This window comes from Pseudomonas syringae pv. tagetis (assembly GCF_022557255.1).
Classification (GTDB): Bacteria; Pseudomonadota; Gammaproteobacteria; order Pseudomonadales; family Pseudomonadaceae; genus Aquipseudomonas; species Aquipseudomonas caricapapayae.
The window spans coordinates 40,855-57,760 of sequence record NZ_CP092923.1 but is presented as its reverse complement, the minus strand read 5'-3'; the positions used below and the strand labels follow the sequence as shown (position 1 = coordinate 57,760).

The 16,906-nt window shown below is 53.3% G+C and carries 12 protein-coding genes and 5 pseudogenes; 8 read left to right on the top strand and 9 right to left on the bottom strand.

Annotated features, from left to right (window positions below):
- The first annotated feature begins 192 nt into the window (after positions 1-192).
- The gene (locus tag MME58_RS00245) at positions 193-504 is read left to right on the top strand and encodes a cupin domain-containing protein (RefSeq protein WP_054986920.1); all 312 of its coding nucleotides are present in this window, start codon (positions 193-195) and stop codon (positions 502-504) included.
- Between the two features lie 192 nt (positions 505-696).
- Here MME58_RS00245 and MME58_RS00240 read toward each other — a convergent pair whose 3' ends face one another.
- Both MME58_RS00240 and MME58_RS00235 read right to left on the bottom strand, forming a co-directional pair.
- Positions 697-891, bottom strand: coding sequence for a KTSC domain-containing protein (locus MME58_RS00240; protein ID WP_267898506.1), 195 nt, complete (start codon positions 889-891; stop codon positions 697-699).
- A gap of 733 nt (positions 892-1,624) precedes the next feature.
- Positions 1,625-1,801, bottom strand: a complete 177-nt coding sequence (locus MME58_RS00235) for a hypothetical protein (RefSeq protein WP_162838972.1) — start codon at positions 1,799-1,801, stop codon at positions 1,625-1,627.
- A gap of 584 nt (positions 1,802-2,385) precedes the next feature.
- Here MME58_RS00235 and MME58_RS00230 point away from each other — a divergent pair.
- The 6 genes and pseudogenes from MME58_RS00230 to istB (MME58_RS00205) all read left to right on the top strand — a co-directional run bounded on the left by MME58_RS00230 (position 2,386) and on the right by istB (MME58_RS00205) (position 7,491).
- A complete protein-coding gene (locus MME58_RS00230; RefSeq protein ID WP_011169837.1) occupies positions 2,386-2,886 on the top strand; it encodes an Hcp family type VI secretion system effector in 501 nt (166 codons plus the stop codon).
- A gap of 24 nt (positions 2,887-2,910) precedes the next feature.
- Positions 2,911-3,438 (top strand): DUF2778 domain-containing protein, encoded by a 528-nt coding sequence (locus tag MME58_RS00225; protein WP_055004943.1) that lies wholly within the window; start codon positions 2,911-2,913, stop codon positions 3,436-3,438.
- A complete protein-coding gene (locus tag MME58_RS00220) occupies positions 3,438-3,728 on the top strand; it encodes a hypothetical protein (RefSeq protein WP_054986918.1) in 291 nt (96 codons plus the stop codon). Before MME58_RS00225 ends, MME58_RS00220 begins: the two co-directional genes overlap by 1 nt.
- A gap of 350 nt (positions 3,729-4,078) precedes the next feature.
- The gene (locus tag MME58_RS00215; RefSeq protein WP_147479861.1) at positions 4,079-4,969 is read left to right on the top strand and encodes an AbiJ-NTD4 domain-containing protein; all 891 of its coding nucleotides are present in this window, start codon (positions 4,079-4,081) and stop codon (positions 4,967-4,969) included.
- Between the two features lie 225 nt (positions 4,970-5,194).
- Positions 5,195-6,695, top strand: a pseudogene (gene istA / locus MME58_RS00210) (IS21 family transposase).
- On the top strand, positions 6,688-7,491 hold the full coding sequence (gene istB, locus MME58_RS00205; protein WP_054986916.1) for an IS21-like element ISPsy20 family helper ATPase IstB: 804 nt from the start codon (positions 6,688-6,690) through the stop codon (positions 7,489-7,491). Before istA (MME58_RS00210) ends, istB (MME58_RS00205) begins: the two are co-directional and overlap by 8 nt.
- A 574-nt stretch (positions 7,492-8,065) precedes the next feature.
- Here istB (MME58_RS00205) and MME58_RS00200 read toward each other — a convergent pair.
- From MME58_RS00200 to MME58_RS00170, 6 genes and pseudogenes are all read right to left on the bottom strand, one after another.
- On the bottom strand, positions 8,066-8,980 hold the full coding sequence (locus MME58_RS00200; RefSeq protein WP_054986915.1) for a LysR family transcriptional regulator: 915 nt from the start codon (positions 8,978-8,980) through the stop codon (positions 8,066-8,068).
- Between the two features lie 256 nt (positions 8,981-9,236).
- Positions 9,237-9,941 (bottom strand): annotated as a pseudogene (locus MME58_RS00195) (ATP-binding protein).
- Between the two features lie 28 nt (positions 9,942-9,969).
- Positions 9,970-10,749: pseudogene (locus MME58_RS00185) on the bottom strand (Mu transposase domain-containing protein); the annotation flags it as partial.
- A gap of 151 nt (positions 10,750-10,900) precedes the next feature.
- Complete coding sequence (istB, locus tag MME58_RS00180) at positions 10,901-11,704, bottom strand: IS21-like element ISPsy20 family helper ATPase IstB (RefSeq protein ID WP_054986916.1); 804 nt, start codon at positions 11,702-11,704, stop codon at positions 10,901-10,903.
- Positions 11,697-13,197, bottom strand: a pseudogene (gene istA / locus MME58_RS00175) (IS21 family transposase). Before istA (MME58_RS00175) ends, istB (MME58_RS00180) begins: the two are co-directional and overlap by 8 nt.
- Before the next feature lie 114 nt (positions 13,198-13,311).
- Positions 13,312-14,013, bottom strand: a pseudogene (locus tag MME58_RS00170) (IS21 family transposase); the annotation flags it as partial.
- Positions 14,014-14,322: 309 nt separating this feature from the next.
- Here MME58_RS00170 and MME58_RS00165 point away from each other — a divergent pair.
- Positions 14,323-15,588: an ATP-grasp domain-containing protein gene (locus MME58_RS00165; protein WP_122239413.1), complete on the top strand. Its 1,266-nt coding sequence runs from the start codon at positions 14,323-14,325 to the stop codon at positions 15,586-15,588.
- 50 nt (positions 15,589-15,638) lie between these two features.
- Here MME58_RS00165 and lysA read toward each other — a convergent pair whose 3' ends face one another.
- Entirely contained in the window at positions 15,639-16,898 is a 1,260-nt protein-coding gene (gene lysA, locus MME58_RS00160; RefSeq protein ID WP_054986913.1) for a diaminopimelate decarboxylase, read from the bottom strand.
- Between the last annotated feature and the right edge of the window lie 8 nt (positions 16,899-16,906).

Here is a 16,906-nt window from a genome sequence, read left to right as displayed (position 1 = left end):
CTCGTCAGCATTTGTCGATGCAGACCAGTGTGGCCATCGCTTTAAAGCTGTTGACGAGTTTGTCGTAACGCCTACAGATCCGACGTTTTCCTTGAGCCTGTTGAACAACTGCTCAGTCCAGGTCTCCTTTTCGAGCAGAAGTCGAGGGTTCTGATATGGTAGAAATCACCACCTGTTCAAGAGCCGCAGTCAATGAGAGTTATTCGGAGCAAAGATTTCACGGCCACTCGCGCTTGGGGGGCTGACGACATCGCTAACATGGATGGAACCACCGTCCGCCTGCACTGGACCGACCAGCCTTATAAGTGGCATGTCAACGATGGTGAGGAAGTTTTCGCAGTGCTCGACGGCACGGTAGATATGCATTATCGCGAATCAGGCACTGAGCACGTCGTGACATTGGTGGTTGGCGACGTGTTTTACGCGGGAGCTGGGTGTGAGCATGTTGCGCGTCCTCGAGGAGAAGCACGGATTCTGGTCATCGAACGTGAGGGCAGCGTTTGAGTTGACTAGACTATCGCTCGTCGTTCCCTACCCATGCTTAGTCTTAGGCCCAGGCGTCGTTTGAACTGGGCTGTCAGAGGCCCGGTTTATAAGGGTTACGCTTGCGGTAGTCTGGTTAGGCATACACGTAGGCATACAGGGCCCGCCGTGCTGGGTGTGCGCTAGGCTCTAAATGAGCTTGTATGCCCCAGCCTAGCACTGGTATCGATCCCTGATCATCCGGTCGAAATAAGTACCTTTCGAGCCCGCCGCCATCAAGCCTTGATGGATGTTCGGCGGAACGTGGCAATAGTCGTAAGGACGTCCTCGCTTGAAAGTGATCCTCATCCTGCCGGTAGCGGGGTCATAGCCGACAGCTGTGATCGCTGATGAGTTGACGCGAACCATATCCATAGCGCTTTCCCTATCCTGATTAATGACGTTCTCGGAGCTGATACTAGTCGGCGTCTCGCTCGGCGGTGCCTTTTGTCTGACCAGAAGGGTAGTGGGGTCGAAAAGCTGCTGGGGACCCTGAGGCTTTTCCTCCGGTACGGGGCATGAAACCCGCGTGGATTTGGTAGCTGCTGATCGGTTGACGTTGGTTGACAGTTGACAGGTTGACGGCAGCAGATCAGTAGCTGAAGGAATGAACATCCGGGTTCACCACCTGATTGAGTGAGTTCACCGGGTTGACCAGTTCACTAAGCTGTGAAAACGTCGGCTACTCAAGATGCGCGGGTTCCCTGCCCCGTATGCAGCGGAAGTCCTCAGGGTCCCCCGCGCATGTTGGATTCCATTCGCTGATGGGGCTCACTTCATTGGGGGGCGGGGGACAGCCCCTTCAAATGCGGTGTAACTGGTGTTTCATGTGTAGCTAATATATTTAACTATATGAAAATTAAGGATAAAAAAACTGTAACACGTCGCCAAGAGTTCCTATGTATGTGATGTAACAATACGGAACTGTGTAACGCTGCCGCTGCCTCTGTGCCATACGGGCAATGGGCCGCTATCGACCAGAAGCAGGCGTCAGAGAGGCAGTCTGCGCACATCTCGTGGCGTAGCCAGCTTCGGTAAATTTCGACTTGGACGTGCGGATCACGGCCGTCTCGGCAAACCGCCCGACCGGCGTGAGGCTTGCCTAGGCACGCAACGCCTCACGGCGCGAGTGTACCGGGAGCCAGCGACTACCAACGCCTGCGATGCGGATGGCCAACGTCCACTTCTCGCAATGACGGCTGACCAGCGCGTCGCTTACAGCGCCGCCCTCGGGCACGACGCGCAGAGCTTTTTTCGGAATACCACGCGGCACGATCAAGCCAACTCCTGGAGGCGGATGGTGAGCTCACTCACCTGCTCGGGCAGTTCAGTTCACCGAAGGTTTCCAGGTGCCGAATCATGGCTGCTTGACTGCCGGGCTTACGAGCCAGGATGCGGCGGCAGGCGGGCTCAATGATCAGCCGGGACATGTGCGGTTCTCTAAGGCCGAGGCGTTAAAGGCTAATGCGATCGTGGATGTCAGTTCGGCCAGTTCGGGGGCAGTGTCTTGCAGTGACCTCAAGTCATTCATTTGCCGGGTAGTGATGGGTAACGATACGAGGACGTTCTGGAGTTCGTTGGGTTAAAATCAACCGCAGAGGGCAATGTTGAGCCACACACGCCGACGCTGGCGTCCATCGGTCGCAAAAAAGCCCACCGGGGTGGGCTTTGCCGTGGGGGTCTATTGAACATAGGGCGCGTTATGGCTACTTGAGATGAGCGAGGGGCAGCAGACGGCCAACACCCGCCACTCGCAGCGGGCAGTTTTCAATCAGCGCCAACAATTTGGAGAGCAGCCCGGTTGACCCCACAAAGTAAGCCACTCAATATACTGTAAATCAATCAGCAGGGATGATTACCGACATGGCCTTTGACGCGTATTTGAAAATCGACGGAATTCCAGGTGAAGCTCTTGACGCTCAATTTAAGGACTGGATCGAAATGGAAAATTTCGATCTAGGAGCAAGCCAGTCCGCCTCGGTCACGGCTACCAGTGCAGGCGGAGCAACGAGTGGTCGTGCTCGTATGAGTGACCTCTTCTTCCGCAAAACCGTGGACAAAGCCACCCCAAAGCTGCACGAAGCCTGCTGTAGTGGAAAGCACTTCAAAGAGGTCACACTCGCGGTCAACCGTGCAGGAACAGACAAGCTCAAATATTTGGAAATCGTACTTGAAGAGGTCATTATTTCCTCCGTTTCACTTAACGGTAACGGAGATGTAGAGGGCGGCTTTCCCACAGAAACGGTACGTCTGAATTATGGCCGTATCAAAATGACCTATACACAACAAAAACGCGCAGATGGGCAAGGGGGCGGCCAGGTGGTGGGCGGTTGGGATGCAATTTCCAACAAGGTATACGCCTGATATCACACAAGGAGATGTATACCCATGGACACCCAATCAATAGATACGAACAAAGTAGCGTACTGCACTTTTGAATTGACAGGCCAGCCGATGAGCCAGCTGAAGTGCAGTAATAATGAAAACTATGAGGCTTTTTCAGGATTAACTGGCTTCGCCAACGATCCTGCTGCAGTGGGTGATCTAAAACAGGGGCCACTGCCGCCTGGCCGATATTATATTCTTGATCGGGAAAGCGGCGGAAGAATGGGCTGGCTCCGAGAGCCGATCTCAGATTTGTTTGCCCGGACTGATCGGAGTCATTGGTTTTCACTTTACCGTGACGACGGAAGTATTGATGATGAAACCATCGTCAGCAACGTGACGAGAGGTAATTTCAGACTGCACCCTATAGGTCCCCTAGGCTTAAGCGAGGGATGTGTTACCATGACATCTCAACTTGGCTTTGATCAACTAAGCATTTACTTGCGCAATATGGACGGAGACAGAATCCCCGGATCCGAAAAAAAATACTTTGGAGTTTTAGATGTTATTGACCCCAGGAACAAGAAATAATGCGCTTTATTAAAGCCACCATTAAAGTCTTCGCCGTAGTTATAATAGCCTCCATTTTAACGCGAACCCTGATACTTAGCGGATTGGTACGGAGCGGATTAGAAACACCAGTTGGTAATGCAATTTATTTGTCCCTGCACGATGTCTTCAGTGTCAACGGGATAGAGGATGCGGAAACAATGGTAATCTTTACGATACTAATTGCTTCTTTAATCATTGTGACTTTTCTGGCCTGGTTGCTGGCCAAACTGGTGACTAAATACTCTTCAAGAATAAAGAATAAATATTAGATTTCGTGGTTTTTCATTAGCTACCATCTGTCGTCCGGATCTCGATGACAACGGTTTGCCAAGCCTATCCGCCGACTGACTGCTTCTGGCCGATTGCTGCCTGTCGCGAGGGGCTGCTGTGGGTCGAAAGCGGTCAGCCACGACCGGCTGCTTTCGACCCGGTGCAGCCCTTGGCACTAGGCCGAGATCGGCCAAAAGCGTAAACCTGCATTAAGCTCTTGAGTTGGCGGCTGATCCCAGTTTGGTTCGCTACCTATCATCTTCAGCGCGCCGCATACGTCCTTAAATTCAAGTGCTAAGCTTCGAAGCAGGACGGCCTTGGGCCTGCACAGTCCACACGGAGCGAGCTTTTGAAATTTTCTCATCGAAACAATTTCGATCCAAATCGTCTACAAGGACCTATCGTTGAAGATGCTCCCATGTGGCTGCGAGACGAGTTTTTCATCACCGTGCTCTCCAAACTCACCTACGTTGATCTGGACAGCCGGGTAAAAAATAAAGACAAATTGCCCTTAGGCATTAAGAAACTCAACGAGCGTTTATGCATTGAAACCCGGCGTCAAATGGACGATCAGGATTGGGATTCTTGGACATGCAACGACGGCCTCGCTTATACAATAAAACATTGTGAGTGGTATCAGTTTTACGACTGTGTGGAGGCCGTTGGCGATGAACTGATGTCGGTGGAGCGCGTCTATCATGGCGCCCCTGGGTTTATCGACTTTTCCGCATACACCTTCGACGCGTACCGCGTAAAGGTTAACGAAATCTTTGCCAAACACCAGGTTGGCTGGCGGTTGAATAGCAGGAGCCAGCTCGAATCAGCTCTTCCCAATGATTTAGCAGACCGCCTTGATGCCATCGAAAAAAACTTCGATCAGTTTGACGCGGCACGTGAGCATTTTAGAAAAGCCAAGCGATATGTGTTGGGAACTCACAAGGACTACGAGAACTCGATTAAAGAATCGGTGAGCGCTTTCGAGAGCGTAGGAAAGGTTCTTTACAACAAAACTGCCACACTTGGTGACGTGCTAAATCGGATGAAAAAGGACGGATCAGTTCCGCCGATGCTCGTAACTGTCATGGAAAAATTTTACGCATATACTAACGCCGAACCTGGGGTTAGGCACGGCGGTACTGAAAAGCCAAAATCTGATGAGATGGATGCAGAGCTAGCCATGCATCTGAGTGCAGCCTTTATCCGGTATGCCATTGAGCTCCAGGGGCAAAAACCGGACTAATTTTATGACCTTTTAGGCAAATAGCTTTTAGAGAGCCAGCCAGTTCGGTAGGCAGGAACGACATTATTCCCGGCATAACCAATGTCATTTCTGTGTCGATTTCTACCGACTGTTGCCGCTGACCGAAAACTGACCCAGTAGAGGCTCTTCTGCCGACTGAAAACTGACCCAGGTGTTCAACTGCTTCTGCTCACTTTTCGAGCAGGAGAACACAGGGTGATCAGCATGGAAATGTTGGGAAAAATCCGGCGGATGTATTTCCGCGACAAGCTCTCGCTGCATCAGATAGCCAAGCGTACCGGGCTGTCTAGAAACACCATCCGAAAATGGGTCAGAGCGCCCGAAGCCACTCAGCCAGCGTACCAACGGTGCGCAACCTTCAATAAGCTCAGCCCTTTTCACGAGACCCTGGAGCAGGCGCTCAAGCGCCGATTCGTTCCGGCCAAAACACAACCGCAGGAGCGCCAAAGCACTTTTTGAGCAGATCAAGGCCGAGGGTTATGACGGCGGTTACAGCCAGCTCACGGCGTTTGTGCGCTCTTGGCGAGGCGAGCAAGGCAAGTCTTTACGCGCTTTTGTACCGCTGACGTTTGCGCTCGGTGAGGCCTTTCAATTTGACTGGAGCGAAGAAGGTCTGCTGATCGGTGGTCTTTTTCGACGTATCCAGGTCTCCCACATGAAGCTGTGCGCGAGTCGCGCATTCTGGTTGGTTGCGTACCCCAGCCAAGGCCACGAGATGCTGTTTGATGCCCATACCCGTTCGTTTGGAGCGTTGGGTGGCGTGCCGCGTCGCGGCATCTACGACAACATGAAAACGGCTGTCGACAAGGTTAACAAAGGCAAAAGCCGCACGGTCAACGCCCGGTTTTCCGTGATGTGCGCGCACTATCTGTTCGATCCGGACTTCTGCAACGTGGCCTCTGGCTGGGAGAAAGGCATCGTCGAAAAGAACGTGCAGGACAGCCGGAGGCGAATCTGGCTCGATGCTCAAAATTGCATGTTCCATACCTTTGAGGAGCTGAATGTCTGGCTCGGCCAACGTTGCCGGTCGCTCTGGAGCGAACTGGTGCATCCGCAGTACAACGGGCTTACGGTGGCCGAGGTCTTGGAGCTGGAGCAGATCGAAATGATGCCAATGCCGACGGCATTTGATGGCTACGTCGAGCGTACCGTGCGGGTCTCCAGCACCTGTCTGATCAGCGTGGCGCGCAATCGTTATTCGGTACCTTGCGAGCGTGTGGGCCAATGGGTCAGCAGCCGTTTGTACCCTTCGCGGATCGTGGTCATTGCCGACGAAACGGTGATCGCCAGTCACGAGCGCCTCTTTGATCGAGATCAGGTCGGTTTTGACTGGCAGCACTACATCCCACTCATCGAACGCAAGCCTGGTGCATTGCGCAACGGCGCGCCATTTGCTGATCTGCCAAAACCGTTACGGCTTCTCAAACGAGGACTGAGGCGTCACACCAACGGTGATCGAATCATGATGCAGGTACTGGCTGCTGTGCCAATTGCGGGTCTCGAACCAGTGCTGGTGGCGGTGGAGCTGGTACTTGAATCGGGAAGTCTGAGCGCCGATCACATCCTCAATGTCGTTGCCCGCCTGACCTCCACCGCACCACCTCCCTGTGTAGAAACCAGCCTGCAACTCAAGGTCGCGCCTGTTGCCAATACGGCACGCTACGACCGGCTTCGTGCGACCGATGAGGAGAATCGCAATGCGTGACCTAATGACTGAACTCAAAGAACTTCGTCTACACGGCATGGCCAGTGCTTGGGAAGAACTGGTCTCTCAAGGAACAGCGTCGACGGCTTCATCGAAATGGCTGCTGGAACATCTGCTTCAGCAGGAACATGCGGATCGCGCGGTGCGCTCGGTGAATCATCAGATGAACATGGCAAAACTCCCCATGCACCGTGACTTAGCTGGCTTTGACTTCAGCGCTTCCAGCGCTGATGCCCGGCTGGTCAGCGATCTATCCAGCTTGGCGTTCACTGAAACCGCGCAGAATGTCGTGTTCATCGGCGGCCCTGGAACCGGGAAAACACACCTGGCCAGTGCCTTGGCTGTATCCGGAATCACGGCCCACAACAAACGCGTGCGCTTCTTTTCCACGGTGGATCTGGTGAATCTGCTGGAGCGTGAGAAGTACGATGGCAAGGCAGGGCGAATCGCCCAGGCACTGCTGCGCACAGACCTGGTGATACTGGATGAACTCGGATATTTGCCCTTCAGCCAAAGCGGTGGCGCCCTGTTATTTCACCTGCTGTCCAAACTGTACGAACACACCAGCGTGGTCATCACCACCAACCTGAGCTTCTCGGAATGGTCGAGTGTGTTTGGCGACGCCAAGATGACCACCGCGTTGCTGGATCGGCTGACACACCACTGCCACATCGTCGAAACGGGCAACGAGTCCTACCGCCTACAACACAGCACCTTGGCCGCCCAGACAAAGATCAAGTCACGGGAACGAAAGCGCAAGGACGGATATGATGTCGAGGACGATGAGCCATTTTAATCCGCACCATAAATGCCCTGCTGCATGCGGTGGGGCTTGATGCGTCTTGAATCGGCACACTGCTGCTAAGCTTATCCACAATTGCTGGGGCAAAAATCAGCAATCCGTCCTGGGTCAATTTTCAATCGGCAGGGTGGGTCAGTTTTCAATCAGCGCCAACAGCTCATGAAAACACGGCTCAGTTGACTGCGCTGTTTGCCCTATCGAACCTATGGATGGCTCTAAAACGACTGCTGGGTATGCGTGAGTTACGCGCTTAACACGGAAAACCGGAAGAAAACGCGCTCGACTCGCTCTGCATCAGGTCGTTTTCAGGAAATACCGCAGTGTGCCTGGAAAATTACGGCTTACCACCGCTGTGCGACAAGTTGATCGGAGCATCCCTACAAGGTGACTCGAGCGCGTCTGCTATCATGTTGATGGATGATCTGACGCGATGGAGGGGTACGGCAATCTCTTCTGGAACGAGGGTGATGTCCTTATAATTGACGGGCAATCTCCGACTGCTGGCCGATTGAACAACTATAGCTAGTCAGAAGGAGATTTATTTAAGCGACCCCAACCAGCTGGTTATTCACTGAGGTTCCTGTATTGGGAGGGATAGATCGTTTCCGGTAATGCGAATATGCTTAATCAAGGACTCAATGATATGTGACGTACTTCGCTGGATGGGCCTGATAATACTTACTGTAAAGGGAATTGAAGTTGAAAGCCTTCGAACTTGGAGGCCTTGGCTAGCATAAGCGTTAGCCGCAAGAGGGTTAATGATTGATACGCCCACCCCATGTAAAACCATCTGGCAAATAGTTGCAGAATTGTCGACTTCGAGTATTTGCCGACGATTGATGCCCTGTGTGCTGAACAGGTTGTCTAACTGATGCCGATAAGGATCGTTGGGTGCGAGATGGACGAAGTTGTGGTTCGCCAGAGAGGCTGGGTCGATTACCGTTTGGTAACACAAAGGGTGATGAGGAGGCAGTATGCATACCTCATCAAGCCTCAGTAAAGGCTCAGCGATTGTTCCTATAGGGGCTATTGAACCTTCGATCAAGCCAAGGTCATAGGACTGAGATGATAGGCTTTCTTCCAATACGGGAGAGTCATGTGTGGTTAAGCTGATGTGCAATTCCGGATAATCTAAAAGAAACTTTGAAAACGAACCAGGGAGTAATGTTTGCGCAAGAATGGGCAAGCTTACAATAGTTATTTTTTCAAATAACCCCTGTTTTATTTCTGCGGCTGCCAAGCCGATTTTTAATAATCCGTCATACGTTTTGATTATTTGGTCATAAAGGGCTAACCCCTCCCTGGTTGCTCTCAGTCGACCTTTGGACCTTTCGAATAATTGCATGCCTATGCAGCTTTCGAAGCTGGATAAGTCACGGCTAACAGTCGGCTGAGAGGTGCCTAGCGCGTCAGCGGCTCCGGTAATGCTCCCGGACGCCATAACCGCTTTAAATATTTCAACGTGTCTTATTGATACCTTCATAGTCAGTCCCTGATTGGTTGGCAGCACGTTTTAACTTTAGAGCATTTAAAAGAGTTATTTTTATTATTGAGGTGTAACAGCCTCAAACTTTGGGACTGCGAGTTATGCACCCATTTGAAGCGGGGGTAACGCGCCTACGGCGCTGAAATCCATAGCCGCCAAGTGATGATACACCTGAGCATGCTAGTTATAAACTAACGGATGCGCATTCCACACCATCCGGCCAAGCGGATCGCAGCGACACAGGTTTGCATCGTCAGCCTGATGGCCCTGCCGCCGTCAATTTCGTTGCGCCCTTGCGCATCGATTCGCCTTTCAGTTCGATCCGATAAGCGTTGTGTACAAAGCGGTCTAGGATCGCGCCGCCCAAGGTCGGAACGCCGATCAGCGCGTGCCATTTATCCATCATCTGGCTGGTGATCAGCGTTGGGTCGTTGCCGTAGCGGTCGCCCAGCAGCTCAAGCATGTCGCGCCGCTGAGCAGCGGTAACGGGCGCCCACCCCAGTCGTCCCAGATCAGCGGGTCAGTCTCGGCATAGCTGGCCATTAACTTGGCGGAGCGGCCATCGCCGTGTACCAGGCCCAGTTCTTCTATCAAGCTCGGCAAGGGCAGGTAACGGACGCTCTAGCCATCGCAACCGGCCTTTTGGGCCAGCTTGCAGGCGAGCCAGGTTTTGCCTACGGCTACTGGCCCGCAGATGATTAGGATTATGCTGTCGCGCAGCCACCCCCCCAGTTGCAAGATCATGGCCTTGTCCAGGCCGCGCGGGCTACGATAGTCGATGCCTCCCAGGCTGGAGCTGTGGCGCAACCGCGCCGATTTGAGGCGAATGGTCATACGGGGCGTCTTCGTGGTCCGTCACTTCGCAGTCGACCATCAGGCCGAGGCGTTCACCGAATTTCAGATTATTGATATTAGGCGTGGCGTGTTGCTCGCTCAACGCCTTGATCACCCCGTGCATGCGCACGATTTGCTGCTCCTTTTTCAGCCTAGTGATAATAGTCGGGGCCGCATAGATTAATGTGTTCGTCGGCAGTAGCTGCAGGTTTTGCTGGGCTAGCGGAAGGCGCTCCGGCCATTGGCGCAGGATCCATCACCGTACTGTTTGCCCAAGCGCAGGATCCCCAGGTAGGCGTAGAAGCCGTGCCGCGGATGGATTCGGCGTTCAAGGATATAGGCTATGACGCAAGCGGTGTTGGGCCCGGTCTGCTCGACCTAGAGGATCAGTCGTTGCGGTGTCCACTCAGCGTGTTCGCGGCGGCTTTTGGGCATATGCGCGGCTTGAGCGGTGTGGGGGCCTTTATGCACCGACGGCACATGGCTGGACACGCGCTAGTTGGCGTGGAAGCACTCGACGGTCTGCGCGGTCAGGCATACTTCGAATTGATGCGTCACTACTGGTACGGCACCGAGTCGAAGTGGCCATCGACCTCGACGTGGTAGTCGATATGGGCGCGTACTTTTTTCCACTCGGCGAAGACGTATGGGTGTTCCGATAACGGTTGCAGCGCGGGTTGGTCGATGCTCTTGAAGGTTGACCAGCGTGAGCCGGGCAGCTCCTTGGAGGGCTTGCGATTGAGACGATCCAGCAGCAGTGAGATAGTGGTATTGAGTTCGCCAATCGAGAAGAACTAGCGGTTGCGTAACACTGCGAGGATCCTGCGCTCGAGCACTTGCACGCCGGCTTCAACCGTGGCTTCGTCCTTGGGTTTGCGCGAGCGAGCAGGTAATACGGCGATACCGTAATGCTCGGCCAGATTGTTGGCGCTGATTGAAAACTGACCCACCCTGCCGATTGAAAATTGACCCAGGACGGATTGCTGATTTTTGCCCCAGCAATTGTGGATAAGCTTAGCAGCAGTGTGCCGATTCAAGACGCATCAAGCCCCACCGCATGCAGCAGGGCATTTATGGTGCGGATTAAAATGGCTCATCGTCCTCGACATCATATCCGTCCTTGCGCTTTCGTTCCCGTGACTTGATCTTTGTCTGGGCGGCCAAGGTGCTGTGTTGTAGGCGGTAGGACTCGTTGCCCGTTTCGACGATGTGGCAGTGGTGTGTCAGCCGATCCAGCAACGCGGTGGTCATCTTGGCGTCGCCAAACACACTCGACCATTCCGAGAAGCTCAGGTTGGTGGTGATGACCACGCTGGTGTGTTCGTACAGTTTGGACAGCAGGTGAAATAACAGGGCGCCACCGCTTTGGCTGAAGGGCAAATATCCGAGTTCATCCAGTATCACCAGGTCTGTGCGCAGCAGTGCCTGGGCGATTCGCCCTGCCTTGCCATCGTACTTCTCACGCTCCAGCAGATTCACCAGATCCACCGTGGAAAAGAAGCGCACGCGTTTGTTGTGGGCCGTGATTCCGGATACAGCCAAGGCACTGGCCAGGTGTGTTTTCCCGGTTCCAGGGCCGCCGATGAACACGACATTCTGCGCGGTTTCAGTGAACGCCAAGCTGGATAGATCGCTGACCAGCCGGGCATCAGCGCTGGAAGCGCTGAAGTCAAAGCCAGCTAAGTCACGGTGCATGGGGAGTTTTGCCATGTTCATCTGATGATTCACCGAGCGCACCGCGCGATCCGCATGTTCCTGCTGAAGCAGATGTTCCAGCAGCCATTTCGATGAAGCCGTCGACGCTGTTCCTTGAGAGACCAGTTCTTCCCAAGCACTGGCCATGCCGTGTAGACGAAGTTCTTTGAGTTCAGTCATTAGGTCACGCATTGCGATTCTCCTCATCGGTCGCACGAAGCCGGTCGTAGCGTGCCGTATTGGCAACAGGCGCGACCTTGAGTTGCAGGCTGGTTTCTACACAGGGAGGTGGTGCGGTGGAGGTCAGGCGGGCAACGACATTGAGGATGTGATCGGCGCTCAGACTTCCCGATTCAAGTACCAGCTCCACCGCCACCAGCACTGGTTCGAGACCCGCAATTGGCACAGCAGCCAGTACCTGCATCATGATTCGATCACCGTTGGTGTGACGCCTCAGTCCTCGTTTGAGAAGCCGTAACGGTTTTGGCAGATCAGCAAATGGCGCGCCGTTGCGCAATGCACCAGGCTTGCGTTCGATGAGTGGGATGTAGTGCTGCCAGTCAAAACCGACCTGATCTCGATCAAAGAGGCGCTCGTGACTGGCGATCACCGTTTCGTCGGCAATGACCACGATCCGCGAAGGGTACAAACGGCTGCTGACCCATTGGCCCACACGCTCGCAAGGTACCGAATAACGATTGCGCGCCACGCTGATCAGACAGGTGCTGGAGACCCGCACGGTACGCTCGACGTAGCCATCAAATGCCGTCGGCATTGGCATCATTTCGATCTGCTCCAGCTCCAAGACCTCGGCCACCGTAAGCCCGTTGTACTGCGGATGCACCAGTTCGCTCCAGAGCGACCGGCAACGTTGGCCGAGCCAGACATTCAGCTCCTCAAAGGTATGGAACATGCAATTTTGAGCATCGAGCCAGATTCGCCTCCGGCTGTCCTGCACGTTCTTTTCGACGATGCCTTTCTCCCAGCCAGAGGCCACGTTGCAGAAGTCCGGATCGAACAGATAGTGCGCGCACATCACGGAAAACCGGGCGTTGACCGTGCGGCTTTTGCCTTTGTTAACCTTGTCGACAGCCGTTTTCATGTTGTCGTAGATGCCGCGACGCGGCACGCCACCCAACGCTCCAAACGAACGGGTATGGGCATCAAACAGCATCTCGTGGCCTTGGCTGGGGTACGCAACCAACCAGAATGCGCGACTCGCGCACAGCTTCATGTGGGAGACCTGGATACGTCGAAAAAGACCACCGATCAGCAGACCTTCTTCGCTCCAGTCAAATTGAAAGGCCTCACCGAGCGCAAACGTCAGCGGTACAAAAGCGCGTAAAGACTTGCCTTGCTCGCCTCGCCAAGAGCGCACAAACGCCGTGAGCTGGCTGTAACCGCCGTCATAACCCTCGGCCTTGATCTGCTCAAAAAGTGCTTTGGCGCTCCTGCGGTTGTGTTTTGGCCGGAACGAATCGGCGCTTGAGCGCCTGCTCCAGGGTCTCGTGAAAAGGGCTGAGCTTATTGAAGGTTGCGCACCGTTGGTACGCTGGCTGAGTGGCTTCGGGCGCTCTGACCCATTTTCGGATGGTGTTTCTAGACAGCCCGGTACGCTTGGCTATCTGATGCAGCGAGAGCTTGTCGCGGAAATACATCCGCCGGATTTTTCCCAACATTTCCATGCTGATCACCCTGTGTTCTCCTGCTCGAAAAGTGAGCAGAAGCAGTTGAACACCTGGGTCAGTTTTCAGTCGGCAGAAGAGCCTCTACTGGGTCAGTTTTCGGTCAGCGGCAACAGCCAGATCGCCGTAATAGGGGTTTATACCAGGCACATAACGATGTGCGTTGGGACACCGTTGCGTAGATCGTCGGGCACCAGGATTTGTGATGTGCCGCTGAGAAACAGTGAAGCAGCGTACGTGTGAGCCCAGCCCGTCGAGCAGTTTCTGCGACCATGTGGCGTCGGCTAAGGTGTAGCTCGACGTGCCCAAGAAAGCGACGAATATCTGAGCTTGGCGGATTTCACCGTTCTGTCGGTCGATGATCGGCGCGGTTTGTCCGGCGTAATCGACGAACAGTTTTTCGCAGGCACAGTGCTCCTGGCGCATGACCACGTCGACCTTAGCCGCCCAAAGGTGAGAGTATTCACAGAACCAAGTGTGCTAGAAGCGTTGCGGGTGAGCAAGTCGATATTCCTGCCATAGCAGCCCCAGTGTTACAGGGTCGGCGCAACTCGATGTGTACATGAGTCCAGTCAGGCATCGGCCTTCGATCGCTGGGGACATTGGGCGGTGGCCGAAAAGATGCCGATGTAGCTTGGCGTCAGTCAGCGCAGACGGCGATGTGAGGTCGCTGGCAGCAAGCCGATTGAGGTACTCACCGACGGTAGCTCGGCCTATTTGCAAGCTGGCAGCGAATTTGAGACGTAGCACTTCTCGAATCTTACGCTTGGATAACCGCTCTACGACGGTCTCTCTGCTTCGATAAAAGAGGCCGATGGTAGTGAATTAATCCTGCGTTGCTGCCTGCCTTATTGGTGGCCGGATGGCCGTAGAATCCACACTGATTGACACATTATCCGTACGCGGGGAGGTGAATAGTCACCGCAGGGGAAGCAGGCGAGTGCCACGCACCGGGTGGGTGACGCGGTTGCTACGGATTGCTATGATTGGTCGAAATTTTAGATGAGCAAGTCGATTTTTTCGGATGGACGTTCAACAATAAAATTACGGTTCTATCGTTAGGAATCGCTGGAATTATTTCAAAGGGACATGGGTTCCGCTCAATTTAAAATCAGGGAGTTAGGTATGGACTACGTACTGATGGTTGATTGCACGGATGTAACTTCGGCAATCATCATCGCCGCTAATAAAAGAGGAGTCGGCGTTATCTTTGTCAGGTCTGAGCTGACCCGTAATCACACGTCGTTAACGAATGAATTCTTTAGTGAAAATACTGTAGAGACTTATGATATTGAGTCGCCTCTTGACGCAAAAAAAATTGAAGATGTCATGAGGCGCATCAGCAAAAAATATCCAATATCGTTCGTCTTTACTCCCCTTGACGATATTGTTGAGCCGGTTGCTGCGGCAGCCAAGAGTGCGAACCTTAAAGGCACATCCCATTTGGGTGTGGCCAATGCCAAGAATAAGGCCCTAGCCCGGGAACTCCTTAAAGCCGAAAAGTTGACTCAATGTGGATATCGCACATGTCGAACGCTCGGCGAGCTGCCGGCGGCGGTGAGCTTTATAGGTTATCCCTGTATCGTCAAACCCGTGTCTGGATTCGCCAAATATCTGACGGCGCACCTTGAAACACCGCAAGACCTACGAAAATTCATGGATGAATATGTGTCGACGCGTAACGACATAGACTGTGCTTTTCGCACCTTTATTTCAGACGAGTACACCGTTGAGGAATATATTTGCGGGCAAATGTACTCGGCGGAAGTGGCGAAGAATGAGCACGGTTTTTATCCATTGATGCTGACTAAGCGCGATCGTGCAAAGCACAATGAGTTATTGGAAATTGAGTCAACTATGGCCCCGCGTGGCCACTATCCCGATGAGAGTGCGATTTTCGAATACTGTGAAAAAGTAGTCGATTGCCTGAAACTTGATGTTGGTATTTTTCACATCGAGGTCATTGTGAACGAGGGCGGCGTTGATTTGGTTGAGGTGAACCCGCGTTTTATGGGAGGCGCTTTATCGACGCTCTTTCAGAAATCCACATCGCTGAGTGCTTTTGACATTTTGCTAGATACCTATCTCGGGAAGGTTGTAGATATTCAGACAAAATCTAGGCTGTTCTCTACTTCTCGGCGCCTCGCCCCCATGGAAAAAACGATTGCACAGGCTACTGTTGATGCGGGTTACATTAAAGAGCACTTTCCGTGGGTCAGAGAACACTCAATAGCTATTCACAAAGGGCAGACGATATTACCGATGACCGGTAATGACTCCTCTCTGGGTTATATTCATATCGTTGCTGAACACTACTCGACTGCTCTGGATCAAGCCAAGGCGACGATCAATATGATTTCAGTCGCCACGGGTATCAAGTTAGCGAACTGAAGTGAAAAAATGGCTCCTATTCAATTGCTGAGTAGGAGCCACAGCATAAGTTACAGTGCGGGCAGTAATTGTCCGGCTTCAAGCTCCAGTTTCAGAAGGTCGGCATAACTTTGACGGTTTCTGATCACTTTCAGTTGGGCTCCATCTTTCAATACCTCTGGGAGCAACGGACGCGTATTGTAGTTTGACGACATACTTGCACCATAAGCCCCACAATCATGAAAGATCAGCAGGTCACCAATCTCTACCTCGGGCAGGAGGTAGGAGAAGACTTCCCCAGCTTCCTTCTGAGTAAACACATCGCCTGACTCACAAAGGGGACCGGCAATCACTGTCGGCCGTAGGCCTTCGCTCTTTATTTGCCCTGTTGGGCTCATGACACTCACCCGATGGGTTGAGCCATACATGGCCGGACGGATCAAATCGTTGAAACCGGCGTCCACGAGAACGAAGAAGTTCTGGCCCATGGGTTTATAAGCCCTTACTTCAGCGACCAAGATGCCGGCTTGCGCAGCCAGATAGCGGCCAGGCTCGATTTCTAGGCTGACTTGGTGTCCCAGGTATTCTTCTATCTTCTGACGTGCTGAGTGCCAGAGCTGAAAATAATGCTCGGGGTCAATCTCCTCCTCACGGTCAGTGTATGGAATCGACAGCCCGCCGCCCGCTGATATCGCATCAATATCGACCCCCAGAAGCTTGACCTCGTTCACCATAGCATCGCAGACACGCGCCAGATGCTCATAGTCGGCTCCCGAACCGATGTGCATGTGAAGGCCCACCAGTTTCAGCCCATGATGGTGAATCAACTCGATGCTGCTTTGGATTTCGGTGTGCCATATTCCGTGTTTACTGTGCTCTCCACCCGTATTCGTCTTGCGCGTGTGGCCATGACCGAACCCCGGATTGATCCGCAACCATACCTCATGCCCAGGGCTCAGGACTCCCAACTGTTCAAGCATCTGCGGGGAGCCTGCGTTCACCGGGATCTTCAGTTGAACCAGACGGGCTAGGGTGCTTGCGTCAATCAAGTCTGCGGTGAAAACGATGGGTGAGTGGGGGCCGTCAACGCAATAGCCTGCGCTCAAGGCACGCTCGACCTCTCCTAGCGACACGGAGTCGATCAACACGCCTTCTTCGCGCATCAGCGACAGGATGTGAATATTGGAGCAAGCCTTCTGCGCATAACGTATGAAGTCGAAGGACTTCAGTTTTCTGATCTGCCGACGGATGATTGGCGCGTCGTATAACCAGAGCGGCGTGCCAACCGAGTGGATCGCCGGGATGATTGAATCGAGTAGATCTTTTGTCATGATAATCC

What these genes read in the sequence shown, in the direction of transcription:
- istB (WP_054986916.1), bottom strand. Translation starts at nt 11,704, where the DNA reads ATGCGTGACCTAATGACTGAACTCAAAGAACTTCGTCTACACGGCATG.
- MME58_RS00240 (WP_267898506.1), bottom strand. Translation starts at nt 891, where the DNA reads ATGGTTCGCGTCAACTCATCAGCGATCACAGCTGTCGGCTATGACCCC.
- MME58_RS00245 (WP_054986920.1), top strand. Translation starts at nt 193, where the DNA reads ATGAGAGTTATTCGGAGCAAAGATTTCACGGCCACTCGCGCTTGGGGG.
- MME58_RS00220 (WP_054986918.1), top strand. Translation starts at nt 3,438, where the DNA reads ATGCGCTTTATTAAAGCCACCATTAAAGTCTTCGCCGTAGTTATAATA.
- MME58_RS00230 (WP_011169837.1), top strand. Translation starts at nt 2,386, where the DNA reads ATGGCCTTTGACGCGTATTTGAAAATCGACGGAATTCCAGGTGAAGCT.
- MME58_RS00165 (WP_122239413.1), top strand. Translation starts at nt 14,323, where the DNA reads ATGGACTACGTACTGATGGTTGATTGCACGGATGTAACTTCGGCAATC.
- istB (WP_054986916.1), top strand. Translation starts at nt 6,688, where the DNA reads ATGCGTGACCTAATGACTGAACTCAAAGAACTTCGTCTACACGGCATG.
- MME58_RS00225 (WP_055004943.1), top strand. Translation starts at nt 2,911, where the DNA reads ATGGACACCCAATCAATAGATACGAACAAAGTAGCGTACTGCACTTTT.
- MME58_RS00200 (WP_054986915.1), bottom strand. Translation starts at nt 8,980, where the DNA reads ATGAAGGTATCAATAAGACACGTTGAAATATTTAAAGCGGTTATGGCG.
- lysA (WP_054986913.1), bottom strand. Translation starts at nt 16,898, where the DNA reads ATGACAAAAGATCTACTCGATTCAATCATCCCGGCGATCCACTCGGTT.